Source organism: Streptomyces sp. NPDC029044 (genome assembly GCF_040637495.1).
In the GTDB taxonomy this organism is placed as follows: Bacteria; Actinomycetota; Actinomycetes; order Streptomycetales; family Streptomycetaceae; genus Streptomyces.
This window is the reverse complement of record NZ_JBEZWN010000001.1, coordinates 390298-403858: the sequence shown is the minus strand read 5'-3', so window position 1 is coordinate 403858 and position 13561 is coordinate 390298. Positions and strand designations below refer to the sequence as shown.

At 72.6% G+C, this 13561-nt stretch carries 16 protein-coding genes; 7 read left to right on the top strand and 9 right to left on the bottom strand.

What is annotated here, in order from left to right; genetic code table 11:
- Positions 1-1557 (top strand): carboxylesterase family protein, encoded by a 1557-nt coding sequence (locus tag AB0E85_RS01910; protein WP_361921409.1) that lies wholly within the window; start codon positions 1-3, stop codon positions 1555-1557.
- 3 nt (positions 1558-1560) lie between these two features.
- Here the strand turns inward: AB0E85_RS01910 and AB0E85_RS01905 are convergent, their stop codons facing one another.
- The 4 genes from AB0E85_RS01905 to AB0E85_RS01890 form a co-directional block, all read right to left on the bottom strand.
- On the bottom strand, positions 1561-2130 hold the full coding sequence (locus tag AB0E85_RS01905; RefSeq protein ID WP_361921407.1) for a hypothetical protein: 570 nt from the start codon (positions 2128-2130) through the stop codon (positions 1561-1563).
- A gap of 13 nt (positions 2131-2143) precedes the next feature.
- Positions 2144-2989: a hypothetical protein gene (locus tag AB0E85_RS01900; RefSeq protein ID WP_361921406.1), complete on the bottom strand. Its 846-nt coding sequence runs from the start codon at positions 2987-2989 to the stop codon at positions 2144-2146.
- Between the two features lie 205 nt (positions 2990-3194).
- On the bottom strand, positions 3195-3386 hold the full coding sequence (locus tag AB0E85_RS01895; RefSeq protein ID WP_361921404.1) for a DUF397 domain-containing protein: 192 nt from the start codon (positions 3384-3386) through the stop codon (positions 3195-3197).
- Positions 3370-4209 carry a helix-turn-helix transcriptional regulator gene (locus AB0E85_RS01890; RefSeq protein WP_361921402.1) on the bottom strand — a complete coding sequence of 280 codons (840 nt, stop codon included), beginning with the start codon at positions 4207-4209 and terminating at the stop codon, positions 3370-3372. Before AB0E85_RS01890 ends, AB0E85_RS01895 begins: the two co-directional genes overlap by 17 nt.
- Positions 4210-4324: 115 nt before the next feature.
- Between AB0E85_RS01890 and AB0E85_RS01885 the strand changes: the two genes are divergently transcribed.
- Complete coding sequence (locus AB0E85_RS01885) at positions 4325-4570, top strand: hypothetical protein (RefSeq protein ID WP_062927569.1); 246 nt, start codon at positions 4325-4327, stop codon at positions 4568-4570.
- A gap of 136 nt (positions 4571-4706) precedes the next feature.
- The gene (locus tag AB0E85_RS01880; protein ID WP_361921400.1) at positions 4707-6752 is read left to right on the top strand and encodes a hypothetical protein; all 2046 of its coding nucleotides are present in this window, start codon (positions 4707-4709) and stop codon (positions 6750-6752) included.
- 4 nt (positions 6753-6756) lie between these two features.
- On the opposite strand, the gene murQ is transcribed toward AB0E85_RS01880, so the two are convergent.
- Positions 6757-7695 (bottom strand): N-acetylmuramic acid 6-phosphate etherase, encoded by a 939-nt coding sequence (murQ, locus tag AB0E85_RS01875; RefSeq protein ID WP_361921398.1) that lies wholly within the window; start codon positions 7693-7695, stop codon positions 6757-6759.
- A gap of 49 nt (positions 7696-7744) precedes the next feature.
- A complete protein-coding gene (locus tag AB0E85_RS01870; RefSeq protein WP_361921396.1) occupies positions 7745-8677 on the bottom strand; it encodes a MurR/RpiR family transcriptional regulator in 933 nt (310 codons plus the stop codon).
- A 55-nt stretch (positions 8678-8732) separates the two neighbouring features.
- On the opposite strand from AB0E85_RS01870, the gene AB0E85_RS01865 reads away from it, so the two are divergent.
- Both AB0E85_RS01865 and AB0E85_RS01860 read left to right on the top strand, forming a co-directional pair.
- Positions 8733-9116: a hypothetical protein gene (locus tag AB0E85_RS01865; RefSeq protein ID WP_031103587.1), complete on the top strand. Its 384-nt coding sequence runs from the start codon at positions 8733-8735 to the stop codon at positions 9114-9116.
- Positions 9117-9123: 7 nt separating this feature from the next.
- On the top strand, positions 9124-9411 hold the full coding sequence (locus AB0E85_RS01860) for a DUF4031 domain-containing protein (RefSeq protein ID WP_361921394.1): 288 nt from the start codon (positions 9124-9126) through the stop codon (positions 9409-9411).
- On the opposite strand, the gene AB0E85_RS01855 is transcribed toward AB0E85_RS01860, so the two are convergent.
- Both AB0E85_RS01855 and AB0E85_RS01850 read right to left on the bottom strand, forming a co-directional pair.
- Entirely contained in the window at positions 9381-10439 is a 1059-nt protein-coding gene (locus tag AB0E85_RS01855) for a GNAT family N-acetyltransferase (protein ID WP_361921458.1), read from the bottom strand. The two genes, AB0E85_RS01860 and AB0E85_RS01855, sit on opposite strands and share 31 nt — an antisense overlap.
- Before the next feature lie 34 nt (positions 10440-10473).
- Positions 10474-11136: a hypothetical protein gene (locus AB0E85_RS01850; RefSeq protein ID WP_361921393.1), complete on the bottom strand. Its 663-nt coding sequence runs from the start codon at positions 11134-11136 to the stop codon at positions 10474-10476.
- A gap of 47 nt (positions 11137-11183) precedes the next feature.
- Here AB0E85_RS01850 and AB0E85_RS01845 point away from each other — a divergent pair, with 47 nt between their 5' ends.
- Positions 11184-11864 (top strand): maleylpyruvate isomerase family mycothiol-dependent enzyme, encoded by a 681-nt coding sequence (locus tag AB0E85_RS01845; protein ID WP_361921391.1) that lies wholly within the window; start codon positions 11184-11186, stop codon positions 11862-11864.
- Positions 11865-11991: 127 nt separating this feature from the next.
- Positions 11992-12684: a copper homeostasis protein CutC gene (locus AB0E85_RS01840; protein ID WP_361921389.1), complete on the top strand. Its 693-nt coding sequence runs from the start codon at positions 11992-11994 to the stop codon at positions 12682-12684.
- A gap of 120 nt (positions 12685-12804) precedes the next feature.
- Here the strand turns inward: AB0E85_RS01840 and AB0E85_RS01835 are convergent, their stop codons facing one another.
- Positions 12805-13473 carry a maleylpyruvate isomerase family mycothiol-dependent enzyme gene (locus AB0E85_RS01835; RefSeq protein WP_361921387.1) on the bottom strand — a complete coding sequence of 223 codons (669 nt, stop codon included), beginning with the start codon at positions 13471-13473 and terminating at the stop codon, positions 12805-12807.
- Positions 13474-13561 lie beyond the last annotated feature (88 nt).

Sequence of the window (13561 nt, the reverse complement as noted above, 5' to 3'; positions counted from 1 at the left end):
ATGGCCACGACCGAGTCCCACCCGCCGACGGGCGGTCTTCCCGAGGAGCCCGCGCCGGAGGTCCGTACGACCGCCGGAGCGGTTCGGGGCCGATGGGAAGAGGGACTCGCGGTCTTCCGCGGCATCCCGTTCGCCGCACCCCCGGTGGGCGAGGCCCGCTTCATGGCCCCCCGCCCCGTCCACCCCTGGGACGGCATACGCGACGCCCACGCCTTCGGCCCGCCGCCCCCGCAGGACCTCGGCAACCTGGGCGGCCCGGGCCTGCTCGACGTACCCGAGGGCGACGAGTGGCTCACGGTCAACGTCTGGACGCCCGGACCCGACCCGGCGGCGCGCCGGCCGGTGATGGCGTGGATCTACGGCGGCGCCTACAAGCTCGGTCACTCCGGCAGCCCCGGCTACGACGCCCGGCGCATCGCCACCGAGGGCGGCGTGGTGGTCGTGTCCCTCAACTACCGCGTGGGCATGGAGGGTTTCGCGTTCATCGAGGGCGCTCCCGCCAACCGCGGGCTGCTCGACCAGGTGGCCGCGCTGAAGTGGGTGCGGGACAACGCCGAGGCCTTCGGCGGCGACCCCGGTCAGGTCACGGTCTTCGGGGAGTCCGCGGGCGCCGGTTCGATCGCCTCGCTGCTCTCCATGCCGGATGCGGCCGGTCTGTTCCGGCGGGCGATCGCGCAGAGCGTGCCCGGTACGTTCTTCTCCGACGCCCTGGCCCGGGACATCGGCACCGCCCTCGCCGCCGAGCTGGGCCTGCGCCCCACCATCGCCGACCTCTCGGCGATCGCTCCGCACCGGCTGACGTCGGCGGGCGAGACGCTCAGCGCCAAGATGCTCCAGCGCGTCGACCGCTGGGGCCAGGCGGCACCCACGGTCACGCCCTTCTCCCCGGTGGTCGACGGCGAGGTCCTGCCCACCACACCGTGGCAGGCGCTGGCGGCCGGTTCCGCGAAGGACGTCGACCTGCTCGTCGGCCACAACCGCGACGAGTACCGCCTGTTCATCGCCATGGCGGGCCGGCTGGGCCAGATCACCGACGAGGGGGCGGCCTCGGCCCTGCGCCTGTTCGCCCCCGGGTCCGACGGCGAGCAGGCCTACCGTGCGGCCTTTCCGGAGGCCTCCCCTTCGGAGCTCTACGAACGCGTCCAGACGGACTGGCTTTTCAACATGCCGTCCCTGCACCTGGCCGAGGCGCAGCGCGCGGGCGGCGGACGCGCGCACGTCTACGAACTGACCTGGCCGGCTCCGGGCAACGGCGGCGCGCTCGGCGCCTGTCACGGCCTGGACATCCCGCTGCTGTTCGGCACCTACGGCGCTGACCTGGGGCTCCTGCTGTTCGCGGGCGGAGAGCCGTCCGCCGAGGCGCTGTCCCTGTCGTCCCGCTTCCGCGCGTCCTGGACGGCGTTCGCGAGGACGGGCGACCCCGGCTGGCCGGCCTACGACGACGAGCAGCGGCTGGTGCAGGTGCTGGACGCGGAGCCGGTGGTCACGGCGTACCCGGAGGAGCGGTCGCGGCGGCTGTGGGAGGGGTACGAGTTCCTGCCGCTGCCGCTGCTGTAGGGCCTACAGGTTGCCCATGGGCTCGATGTCCACCCTCACCGGGGTCCCCCACACCCGCAGCACCTCGTAGTCGGTGAACTCGTGCACCAGCCGGTACGCCATGGCGGCCCGGGGTGCCTTGCGCTGGGCGTTGATGAACAGCTCGGCCTCGCGGCGGTCCCGGCGCGGGGTGCCGCACAGCTGCCAGGTCTGGCCGTTCCACAGCTCCGCCAGCCAGCGCTGCTGGGGCTGGGGGCGGTCGCCGCTCACGCCGTAGCGGGACGGCGCGGGTTGGATGGGCTGGTGCTGGGGGGCGGGCCCGTTGAACTCGTTCCGGCGGGCTGCCCGGCGCCGCGTCTCGCACAGCAGGCACAGGTCGGGGGCGGCCTCGTCGACGGGGCCGTTCGGGTGCTCGGGGCAGCGGGTGGTGGGCGCGGCGTTCGAGACGCTCTCCTCCAGCAGGTCCAGCGCACGCTTCAGATCGGCCTTGACCTCGTGCAGCTTGGCGTCCGGGGTGTCGGCGGTGAGGGCCTCCCCGTGCTCACCGAGGAGACGGAGGGCGCGGCCTAGGGCGGTCAGCTGGGCGTGGTTCATGGGTCCATTGTCCTCAGTCGGCGTAATCGTGGCGTCGTCGGGACATCGCCGCGCGGATCCCCGCCGCGTGGGCGTGAACCGTGGGGGCGGACAGGGGTGCGGGGGGTTGTGCGGGGGCGCGTTCGCCCCGGCAGGCGCTGCAACGGCCCCCTGGCAGGGACTCCGGACGCCCCGGAGCGCCGCAGTTCGCGCACTCCAGGACCCGTAGGGGTGGGAGCGGGGCGGGTGGTGGGAGTTTGCTGGTCAGGCGGTTGCGGACCAGGGCGGCGGGGTGGTGGACCGGCGTCGGCAGGCCCGCGGTGACTGCTCGCAGTACGCCGTCCTCCGAGGCGCCCCGCTCGAACCAGTCCGTCACGAGGGGAGCCAGGGCCGCGCAGTCTGCCTCGGAGAGGGACAGCACGGGCGTGGTGCGGCCGAGGGCGGCCAGGAGGATGTGGGCGCGGGAGCGGGTGGGGCGTGCTGGTTGCTGCGGTACGTCGCCGCGGGTGAAGGCGGCCCACCAGTCTTCATCCCGGGCGGTGCGGGACCACCATGATCGGGTGATCCAGCGGGAGCTGCCGTCGTCGGCCGTGATGCACTCCCGGCCCCGGCGCAGGTGGCCTGCCTGCTGGATGCGGTTGAGGGCGGTGCCGAGGGCGCACTGTCCGTAGGGCAGTTGCTTGGCCAGCGTTTTTACGGAGATGTCCGCGCCGTCGGGGAGCCGGTCGAGGTAGGCGGCGATGGCGGCTTCGCGGGGTGGGAGGTGCGCGAAGTCGTGGTGTGTGCCGGGGAGTTGGTCGGGGGTGGTGCGTTTGCCGTAGCCCGGGTTCGCCAGGGGGTGCGCGGACGGGGAGGCAGCACTAAAGTTGGCGTCAGCCATGGGATCGACTGCTTTCGATCTCGTTGGTTAAGCCCCCGCAGGTGTTGGAGCACCGGGCGGGGGCTGTTGCTTGTCCAGGAACGGTAGAGGTACGTGACTGTCCGTGGCAAGCCGGACGCGTCGCGTCAACTCAATGGGTGGGAGGGTGGGTTGGAGCCCTCCACCCATTCCTTGAAAAGAGGGCTCGAAGCCCGGGTCCCGAAGCTCAGGCGGTCTCGTCCTTGAGGTTCTCGACGAATGCGGACCAGGCCATCGCCCGGAACACGAGCTTCGGGCCGTGGGGGGTCTTGGAGTCGCGGACCGGGATGACATCGGGGAATGCCTGGGTGACTTCCAGGCAGTTGTCGCCGCTCCCGCCGCTGTAGCTGGACTTGTACCACTCAGGCATGTTCCTCATGGTCGTAATCCTGCGTCATCGCTTCGAGCAGGGCTAGAGACTTCTCAGGCGAGAGTGCTGAGGCTGCGAGGAACTCGTAGTAGAAGCGGTACTCCGCGATGGTGGCGGGATCGTCGTCCAGTCGCCCGGTGCCGACGCCTTCCAGGTACGCCAACGGAGGCGCGTCGGCGAAGTCCATCAGCTTGACGCACCCCTGCATGGCAGGGTGCGCCCCCGCATCGAACGGCAGCACCTGCACGATGGACCGGCTGCGGCGGGCCAGGTCGGTGATGTGTCGCAGAGCTTCGGCCATGACATCCGGCCCACCTGTCACCCGGCGCAACGCCGACTCGTCAATCACGGCCCACAACAAGGGCTTTGTTGGATCGTCGAGGATGTGGGTCCGCTCCATCCGGGCGGCCACCCTCTTCTCGATCTCCTCATCCGGTGCCGTCGGTTGATACGCGCGGCACACTGCGCGGGCGTAGGCGGGGGTCTGGAGCAGGCCAGGAATCAGCATCGACGCGTACTCCCTGATGGCCGTGGCCCGGGCCTCTGCCTCCGCCGCCTCCGCGAAGTGCTCCGGATACTTCGACTTCGCCGCCGCCACACAGTTCCGCTGGAAGAAGTCCTCCGTCCCCAGCACCTCGTCCAGCAACCGCGCATACTCCCGCTGCAACCTCCGCGTCCCCGCCTCCAGCTGCCCGATGAACGACCCGCTCACGAACAGCCGCTGTCCCAGTTCCTCCTGGCTCAGGCCGGCCTTCTCGCGGGCGTGACGGAGTTCCGCGCCCAGGAGGGCCCGAGGGGAGGAGGACGGGTCGAGGTCCCTGGAACCGGGCATGGGCGACTCCCTGTCGTACAGATCGGGTTGTTGGACCGCCGTATCTGGCCAGGCTAGGGACGCGTCGGACACGCTGTGTGGTGAATCACAAACTCAGCGTGGAGGTAGGAGCAAGGTGCGTTCGACCGAAGAGATCGTGAAGTCGCTGCGGGACGCCCTCGCGGGAGTCGGCGTCGTGCTGCCGTCCCTGCGCGTGGATCCGGTCACGGCTGCGAGTGACGAGCCGTTCGCCCTGGTCGATCTGGGGCGGTGCAACGTACGCACGGCTGAGCAACTCACCGACGTACTGCGGTCGTTGCCCGTGCGGGAGGCCCTGCGGGCGCGCGTTCGGCAAGTCAACCGGGAGCCCAAGTCACGGTGAAGTAATAGCCAACGACGGATGTACAACCATTCGCCCTCCATCACCGTCGAACAGGCGTATCGCGCATACGCCGGCGTTCGCCCCACCGCACGCCACTTTCGGAAATCACATCCTTTCCCCAGAGGAATCCTGTCTTATGACGTTCCGTTGGCTGTGCGGTGTCCTGCGTGTGCGCGGGAAGACCGACCTCTTTCTCGTGTTCCTGTTCGCCGCCGGATTCGCCGCACTGCCCGTCTTCGCGCTGCTCCCCTCGCTGTGGGGGTTCGCCGCCGCCTCGGCCGTGACGTACGCCGTGGACGAGGTGCTGCACACCCGCGCTCCCGCCTTCGTGCGGCGGCTGGCCGCGTTGCAGCTGACCCGGACGATGCGGTTCGCCGTGCGGACGGTGATGCTGCTCGCGCTGGCCGACCGGATGGATGCGCCGGGCGCGGTGCTGGTGGCCGCGCTGGCCGTCTTCAGCGCTCACTTCAGCCTGGTGATCCTGTACACGGCGGTGCACCACGCCATCCGGCGGCGCCGCACGCTGCCGGTCGTGGTGCGCAACCTCGACATGAGCGGGGCGGGCATCCCGCAGTCGCCGCCCGCTCTCCTCTACCGGCGCTTCCTGCGCAAGCTGCTGCACCTGGACCTGCCGGCCCACGCCGGGCTCCTCGCCGCGCTCGCGGCCGGGGCGTGGCAGCCCGCGGGCATCGGGTTCGCCCTCACCGCCGGGCTGGCGGCCGCGGCCGTTGCGGCGCTGCTCGGGCAGCTGCGCCGAGCCCGCCGGATGCCGCCGGACGACGAGGTGATCGCCGAGCTCAACCGGCAACTCGCCGGATACCGGCCGGAGGTGGCGCTGTACTTCAGCTTCGCGGCCGTGTCGCGCGACTTCATGTACCAGGTCAACATGTGGATCGAGACGCTGGAGCAGCTCGACCGGCGGCCGTTGATCATCCTGCGGGAGCGGGCGTCGTTCCGCTACCTCGGCCGGACGTCGATCCCGGTCGTGTGCGTGCCGAAGGCCGACGACGTGGCGCAGCTGGAGCTGCCCGAACTGCGGGTCGTCCTCTACCCGGGCAACGCGGGCAAGAACGTGCACATGCTGCGCGTCGCCGAGGCCAAGCACGTGTTCATCGGGCACGGCGACAGCGACAAGCTCGCCAGCAGCAACCGGGTGAGCAAGGTGTACGACGAGATCTGGGTGGCCGGGCGGGCCGGGCGCGACCGCTACCAGCGGGTGCGGCACGCCATCAGCGACTCGGCGATCGTCGAGGTGGGCCGCCCGCAGCTGTCGTCGATCCGGCTGCACGCCGACCACGTGCCGGGGCCGGTGCCGACCGTGCTGTACGCGCCGACCTGGGAGGGCTGGAGCGACGACGACTGCCACACGTCGCTGATCCCGATGGGCGTGCCGCTGGTCGAGCGGCTGCTCGCCGAGAACGTCCGCGTCCTGTACAAGCCGCACCCCCTCACCGGCAAGCGGTCCCGGGTGGCGGCCGAGGCCGACCGGGCCGTCCGGGAGCTGCTGCGCGCCGACAACGAGCGGCGGGACGCCCGGGAGAGTCGGGAGGCCGAGGCCGCGATCGCCGCCGTCCGGCCGCGGCTCGCGGAGATCCAGGCCCGGCTCGGCGAACTGTCCGGGCGGCTCACCGGCGACGACGCCCAGCAGGTGCGCGACGCGCGGGTCCCCGCCGGGGACGGTGAGGCGGAGTGGCACGAGCTGCGCGCCGAGTGGCACCGGCTGTTCCGGGAGAGCCGCGGTCCGCTCCGGCACCAGGTGATCCTGAAGCAACTGCCCACGCTGTACGAGTGCTTCGACCAGGCCGACATGCTCATCAGCGATGTCTCGTCGGTCGTCGCGGACTTCGTGGCGAGCCTCAAGCCGTACGTGCTGACCAACGCGAACGACCTGCCCGACGAGGAGTTCCGGGCGGCGTACACCACCGCCGGTGGCGCCTATCTCCTCGACCGGGACTGCACCCGCCTGCCGGAGATCCTCCGGTCGGTCCGCGAGCCCGCCCACGACCCGATGGCACCCGAGCGCCGGGTCCTCAAGGAGTACGTGCTGGGCCCCGACCGCCCCACGTCGATGGAGCGCTTCAACACGGCCGTCAACGCCCTGGCCGAGAAGGCGGCGGCGGAACAGGCCGAGCGGCTGGGGGAGGGGGAGGGCGAGGAGCAGCGGGTGGTCGTGGGGGCGTGACGGTTCAGCCGGCCGCCGCCGCCGCCAGGGCCGCGCGCAGGTGGCCGTCGGACTCCGCCAGCAGCCTGGCCGCCGTCGGGCCGTCGACGTCGGCCAGGAGGGCGAGGATCGCGTTCTTGACCTCGCCGTCCGTGGCGGTCAGGGCCCGCTCGATGTCCGCCTCGGCGGCTCCGGTGGCGAGGGCGACGATGCGGTGGGAGCGGGCCCGGAGCTTGTCGTTCGACGCGCGGACGTCGACCATCAGGTTCCCGTAGGTCTTGCCCAGCCGGATCATCGTGATCGTCGAGACCATGTTGAGGACGAGCTTCTGCGCCGTGCCGGCCTTCAGGCGGGTGGATCCGGTCAGCAGTTCGGGGCCCACGACGATCTCGATACCGTGGTCGGCGGCGGCCGCGAGCGGGCTGCCGGAGTTGCAGGCGATGCCGATGGTGAGGGCGCGGCGGGCGCGGGCGTGTTCCACCGCGCCGATGGCGTACGGGGTGCGGCCCGAGGCGGAGATGCCGACCACGGTGTCGTCGGGGGTCAGGGCGAGGGCCTTCAGGTCTGCCTCGGCGAGGTCCCGGGAGTCCTCCGCGCCTTCCACCGAGGTGACCACGGCGTCCCGGCCGCCCGCGATCAGGCCGACGACCCGGGAGGGTTCGGTGTTGAACGTGGGCGGGCACTCGGAGGCGTCCAGGACGCCCATCCGGCCCGCCGTGCCCGCGCCCGCGTAGACCAGGCGGCCGCCCCGGGCCATCCGCTCGGCGACGGCGTCGATGGCGGCGGCGATCTGCGGCAGCCGGGCCGCGACCGCCCCGGCCACGGTGGCGTCCTCGCCGTTCATCAGCCGGGCGATGTCGAGCGTGGGCAGCCGGTCGATGTCCGCGAGGTCCGGCCGGAAGGCCTCGGTGGTCAGGGACTCCAACTCGGTCCTGACGTCACGGGGGCTGGAGGTGGAGGTCATGGACGGCTCTTTCCGTGTCTTTCCGGTGCTGGGCGGGGCGGCGCGGCCCTCAGGGACGATGCCGGTGGGCCAGCGCCTCGTACGAAGCGGACAGCGCCGGCGCCGCCGTCTCGTACGTCCGCTGCGCCACCCCCACGAACAGGCAGTCCACCACGAGGAGCTGGCCGGTCCGGGACGACATGGCCGCCGGCCGCAGCTCGCTCTCGCGTGCGGTGGACGTGGTGAGGACATGATCGGCGTACTGCGTGACCGGGCCGTTCGGGCGGCCGGTGATCGCCACTGTCGTCGCACCGCGCTCGAAGGCGACCCGCAGCGGCTCGATGACGTCCCCCGTCGACCCGGAGTGCGTGACGGCCACCGCGACGTCGCCCGCGCGCAGTTGCACGGCGTTGGTCACGGCGAGGTGCGGGTCGCTGTGGGCGTGAGCCATGAGCCCTATGCGCAGCAGCTTCTGTGTGAGGTCCTGGGCGACCAGGCCGGACGCCCCGACGCCGTACACGTCGGTGCGGCGGGCCGTGGTCAGCGCGGCGACGGCCGCGCCCAGTTGGACGGTGTCGAGGCCGGCGGCGGTGTCGGCGAGGGTCTGCTGCTCGTCGTAGGCGAGCTTGGCGACCACGTCGGCGATCGGGTCGTCCACGGCGATGTCCGTCGTGATGGCCGGCGCGCGGCCCGACTGCTGCTGCGCGGCGAGGCCGGCGAGCGCGAGCCGCAGGTCCCGGTAACCCGGATAGCCCAGCAGGCGGGCGGTGCGTACGACGGTGGCCTCGCTGGTGCCGGTGAGTTCGGCGAGGCCGGTGACCGTGAGGGCCGCGCAGCCGGCCGGGTCGCCGGCGACGGCCTCGGCGACGCGCTGCATGGAGCGCGTCATCGACGGCCCCAGCGTGCGGACCTTGGCCGCGAGGGCGGCGGGGGCGGGCGGGGTGCTCGCCCCCGGGGAGCCGCCCCGTTCACCGGCGAAAATTTCCTTCACGTCTCGGGTCACGATTGAAAGATATTTTCGGCGCGGCGCCGGGGTCAAGAGTGCGCACAATGGGTGCATGGATCCCATCAGCCCCCTGGAGCAGGCGCTGCACGCCGCGCGCGCCCTCGTGCTGGCCGACCTCGTCGCCGGTCGCGTCGCCGACGCGGATGTCGTGTCGCTGGTCGAGGAGTCCGTCAAGCAGCGCCGATGGTGGGTCGAGCAGTGGCCCGAGGGTGCGCGGTACGTGGCCGGCCTGGTCGCGCAGGACGTCCAGGACTCCCTGCTGGAGCGGTACGGCCGCTGGCCGCTGTGCCCGGTGTGCGGCGCCGGTGAGCCGCACGCCCTCGACGTGGAGCCGGAGTTGGGGCCCGACCCGCACTGGGTGTGCAGCGAGGCCGGGGTGAAGGTCGCGGCGGTGGGGTCGCTGGGCGAGGCCATCGGCGGGCCGGCGTCCTCGTGAGGCCTTCGTGACGATCTACATCGACCCGCCGACCTGGCCCGGCCACGGCCGCATGTGGTCCCACCTCGTCAGCGACGTCTCCTACGACGAGCTCCACACCTTCGCCGCGCGCCTCGGCGTCCCCCGCCGGGCCTTCGAGCGCGACCACTACGACATCCCCGACGAGCGGTACGCCGACGCGGTGGCCGCCGGGGCCGTGGAGGTCGGCAGCCGCGAGGTGGTGCGGCTGCTGCACTCGGCGGGACTGCGGCGGCCCAAGGGGCGCTATCCCTCCCGGGATTCGCGCAGCTCGTAGGCCAGGTGCTCGGGGTCCTCGGCGGGCACCTGGGTGAATCCGGCCCGTGCGAGCACGTTCTGCGACGGCAGGTTGCCCCGCTCGACCATCGCGACCACGGTCCGCGCCTCGTCCCGGGCCAGCGCCCACGCCGACAGCGTGCGCAGCGCCTCGGTGGCGTAGCCGTGGCCGCGGGCGCCCTCGACCAGGTCGTAGCCGATCTCGACCCGCCCCGCCTCGTCCGGGACGCCGTGGAAGCCCATGGCGCCGAGCGCGCGGCCGTCCTCGCGCCGGACGAGCACGTACATGCCCCACTCCGGGCGGTGGACCCCGTCCTCGTACTGCTTGTGGATCAGCCCGGCGCCGACCCGGGTGCCCTCGACCGGGCCGCCCTCGATCCACTCGAAGCCGCCGTCGCCGACCGTGGACAGGTCGTCGGCCGCCGCGGGGGTGACGCCCTCCAGGGTGAGCCGCTCGGTGCCGATCACCAGGTTGTTGTTCCAGCGCCACCCGGTGACCGGGGCGCGGCCGGGCAGTTCCCCGCGGCCGGTGGCCCACAGCAGGGTCGGCCACGGGGTCGGGCCGGGCTGGACGTGCGGGAAGAGCCGGGTGAGCACGAAGTCGCACAGCTCGGGCGCCGGTTCGTACGACAGGCCCAGCCCCTCGCAGATGTCGTGCGTGTGCAGCAGCACCTCGGCCACGCCCATCGCGGCGAACCCGTCACGGTTCGCGCTGCGGAACGGGTACGGGTGGAAGGCCCGCACGTCCCGCGGGGTGGTGCGGACCGCGGCGGCGAGCAGGACGCCCATCGCGCCGATCACCCGCACCGCGCCCGCGTTGTCGGTCCCCTCCTCCAGCGACAGCTCGAACGGCGAGTACCCGTCCTGCTCCCGTCCCGCCAGCTGCCCCGCGTACGCGATGAGGTCCTCGGCGATGTGCACCGCGGTCTCCCGGCAGCTCCACTCCAGCCGCCCCGCCCGTACCCCTTCCCAGTCCCGCTCGGTGACCGCCCCCAGCAGGCTCACGCACTCGGCGACGGCCTGCTCCACCTGTTCCGCTCCCGTTGTCCACATGGTGGGGAGGCTACGAGGCGTCGTGGGGTGGGAGCGACAGCATTTCCAGCTCGGCGGTGAGGTTGTGGCGGGCCGTGGCCTCCCACTCGGCGGTACCGTGCGGAGTCCGGAACAGGCGGGGCAGGTCCAGGAGTTGGCGCAGGATCGCGGCGCGGCCCGCGCGGAAGGCGTCGCTGGGGACGAAGTGGTACTCCTCGCGGACGGCCGCGGTGTAGGCGGCGTACGCCGACGGGGGCGAGGCGAGGACCGCGAGGTCGGCGTCGCACAGGACCTGGCCGTCGGGGTCGTCGTCGGCGGGGTCGTGGGTGACGGTGAGCCGGACCAGGCGGGCCACCTCGGCGGTCTTCGCGTCGGGCACGCCGGCCTCGGCGAGGGCGCGTTCGGCGAGGCGGGCCGAGCGCTCCTCGTTCTCGGAGCGGTCGGGCAGGTAGACCGCGTCGTGGAACCAGGCGGCCAGCCGGACCACATCCGGGTCGTGCGCGTACCGCTCCAGCTCGTCGACGCGGTCGAGGACCGCCGTGAGGTGCCCGACCGTGTGGTACCGGCGCTGGGGCTCCTGCCAGCGGGTGAGCAGGGCATCGGCGTACGGAGCCGGGTCCGGGCCACCGGCCGGGCCCCGGGCCGCTTCCAGGGTGCGGGCGAAGCGGGTGCGCAGGGAGTCGAGATCGGCCATGGGGGCATTCTCCCGCTGAGCGGCATCGGGCACCTAGCGTGGGGGTCATGACGACACCTGCTGATGTGCCTGACGTACGGGACCCCGAGCAGCCCGGGCGGCTGCTGACGATCGAGCGTGACGCGCTGATCCCGCTGCTGCGGGGCCGGGCCGAAGAGGACTTCGCGCTGCCGGTCCCCGCGTGTCCGGGCTGGACGGTGCGGGACGTGCTGGCGCACTGCTCGGCCGCGCTGACCCGGGTGGCGGAGGGCCGGTTCGAGGAGGGCGTGTTCTCCCCCGAGGCCAACGACCGGGACATCGCGGACCGGGCCGACTGGAGCGACGCGCAGGTCATCGACGAGCTGGAGCGGGGGATGGGCGCGGCCGGGCCCGCGATCGCCGGGGCCGGCGGCAGGCTGGACGGCCTCGCCGTCGGGGAGTGGGTGCACGCCGGGGACGTCCGCGAGGCCCTCGGCGAGCCGGGGGCGTACGGCGGGGCCGGGCTGCCGGACGCGCTCGCGCTGCTCGCCCGGATCACCCGCGAGCGGGGGCACGTGCCGCTGCACGCCGACCTCGACGACCTCGACGAGCCGCTACGGCTGGGGGAGAGCGGCGGGGAGCGGCCCCCGGGCCGTTTCATCGGGGACGGGCCGACGCTCGTACGGCTGTACACGGGGCGGCCGGTCGACGGGGCGCCGGCGTTCGAGCTGGCCGGGGTGGAGGCGAAGGAGCTGAACATCTACGGCTGAGGCGGGGCTCCGGGGGTTCCGGGGGCTTCGGAAGGCGTGGGAGTGGGCAGCGTAGTCTTTGATTGGACTAGACCTGTCGCATCCGTCAGGCGTCCGAACGCCGACGCCATGCCGACGAAGGGGCCCCATGAGCAAGCGTGCAGTCCTGGAGGTGATCGCCCTCGGTGTCGAGGACGCGGTCGCCGCCCAGGCGGGAGGCGCGGACCGCCTTGAACTGGTCACCGACATGGCGGCCGACGGGCTCACACCGTCGGCCGCCACCGTCGCCGGGATCCGGCGTGCGGTCGACATCTCCCTGCGGGTGATGATCCGGTTGGCGGACGGGTTCGCGGCGGGGGATGTCGACCGGCTCGCCGATACGGCCGCGGAGCTGCGGGAGGCCGGGGCGGAGGAGTTCGTGCTGGGGTTCCTCGACGGAGGGGGCGCGGTTGATCTGGCCGCCGTGGAGCGGGTGGTCGCGGTGCTGGACGGATGCCCCTGGACGTTCCACCGGGCCATCGACCGGGCCGCCGACCGGGACGCCCTGCGCAAGCAGTTGGACGGGATGCCGGGGCTGGACACGTATCTGACGGCCGGGGCTGCGGGTGGGGTCGATGAGGGCCTGCCCGTGCTGCTCGCCGAGGCCGGGCGGTCCGGGGAACCCGGGTATGAACAGCGGTTGCTGGTGGGGGGCGGGTTGCGGCTGGAGCATGTGCCGGTGCTGTCGGCGGCCGGGGTGGGCGGGTTCCACATCGGCGGAGCGGCTCGGCCCCGGGGGTGGGGCGAGCCGGTGTCCACCGAGGCGGTTGCGGCGTGGCGGGCTGCGGTGGACGGCGTCTGAGAGGTACTCCGCGTCGGGGCTGGGGCCGGGTGGGTGCGCAGCCGAGCCCGACGGGGTGCCTCCCCCGAGCTCTCGGCTTCACTCGAGCAGGGGGACCCCCCACGCCCACCCGGGCCGCCCTCAGTTCGCTCCTCCACCCGAGCGCAGGCGGGCGCGCAGGACGGCCACACCGTCCCCCTCAAGGTCCTCACAAGCCGCTGCACGGCCTGCCATGCCCATCACCAGGGAGAGGGTCGGTCCCCGGAGCAGATCCCCCGAGCCGGTGCTGAACGGTCCGTCAGTGGCCTCGACCCGCAAGCCCGCGATCGCGGTGTTGCTGGAGACGGTGAAATCGCGACCGGCGAAGAACCGGGCCACGGCGGTCGTCGTGGCCACGGGGGGCGTCCGCACGAGCCCCAATGGCCGACGGATGTCCTCGCTGTGGACGACGATTTCGCCCAGCCAGGCCGCCGTATGTCCGGTCGGCCCGGCAGGCCCGGCGACGACTTCGCGAAAGCGCCGCAAGGTCTCTTCAGGCGTGGCACCACGGTGCTGTGCGAGTCGTCGGTCGTTGTGCAGACCGGAGTCGAACCGAGCGGCCAGCATGCTCAGCAGCCAGCGCCCGAAGCTCGTGCGCGCACCCGCCGTCAGATGGGCCACGACCTCCTCGACGGTCCAGCGTTCACACAGTGAAGCTTTCGCCCACTGCGCCTCGCTGAGCCCGACGAGGTCCTGAGCGAGCGCGGACCGCTCGACGCGGATCGCCCGTTCCAGAGCCTCCCGGGTTTCCAGAACGTGTGGTTCAGTCATGGGGCGGCCTCCAGAGATCGGGTGTCCTCCATCAGACTCCCGCCGCCGCCCGGACTCATCGACCGCACCCGTGTGAATTGGATCGAAT

Bases quoted from the DNA above. Each gene is read 5' to 3' on its own strand.
- AB0E85_RS01910 (WP_361921409.1), top strand. From the start codon at position 1: ATGGCCACGACCGAGTCCCACCCGCCGACGGGCGGTCTTCCCGAGGAG.
- AB0E85_RS01905 (WP_361921407.1), bottom strand. From the start codon at position 2,130: ATGAACCACGCCCAGCTGACCGCCCTAGGCCGCGCCCTCCGTCTCCTC.
- AB0E85_RS01900 (WP_361921406.1), bottom strand. From the start codon at position 2,989: ATGGCTGACGCCAACTTTAGTGCTGCCTCCCCGTCCGCGCACCCCCTG.
- AB0E85_RS01895 (WP_361921404.1), bottom strand. From the start codon at position 3,386: ATGAGGAACATGCCTGAGTGGTACAAGTCCAGCTACAGCGGCGGGAGC.
- AB0E85_RS01890 (WP_361921402.1), bottom strand. From the start codon at position 4,209: ATGCCCGGTTCCAGGGACCTCGACCCGTCCTCCTCCCCTCGGGCCCTC.
- AB0E85_RS01880 (WP_361921400.1), top strand. From the start codon at position 4,707: ATGACGTTCCGTTGGCTGTGCGGTGTCCTGCGTGTGCGCGGGAAGACC.
- murQ (WP_361921398.1), bottom strand. From the start codon at position 7,695: ATGACCTCCACCTCCAGCCCCCGTGACGTCAGGACCGAGTTGGAGTCC.
- AB0E85_RS01865 (WP_031103587.1), top strand. From the start codon at position 8,733: ATGGATCCCATCAGCCCCCTGGAGCAGGCGCTGCACGCCGCGCGCGCC.
- AB0E85_RS01850 (WP_361921393.1), bottom strand. From the start codon at position 11,136: ATGGCCGATCTCGACTCCCTGCGCACCCGCTTCGCCCGCACCCTGGAA.
- AB0E85_RS01845 (WP_361921391.1), top strand. From the start codon at position 11,184: ATGACGACACCTGCTGATGTGCCTGACGTACGGGACCCCGAGCAGCCC.
- AB0E85_RS01840 (WP_361921389.1), top strand. From the start codon at position 11,992: ATGAGCAAGCGTGCAGTCCTGGAGGTGATCGCCCTCGGTGTCGAGGAC.
- AB0E85_RS01835 (WP_361921387.1), bottom strand. From the start codon at position 13,473: ATGACTGAACCACACGTTCTGGAAACCCGGGAGGCTCTGGAACGGGCG.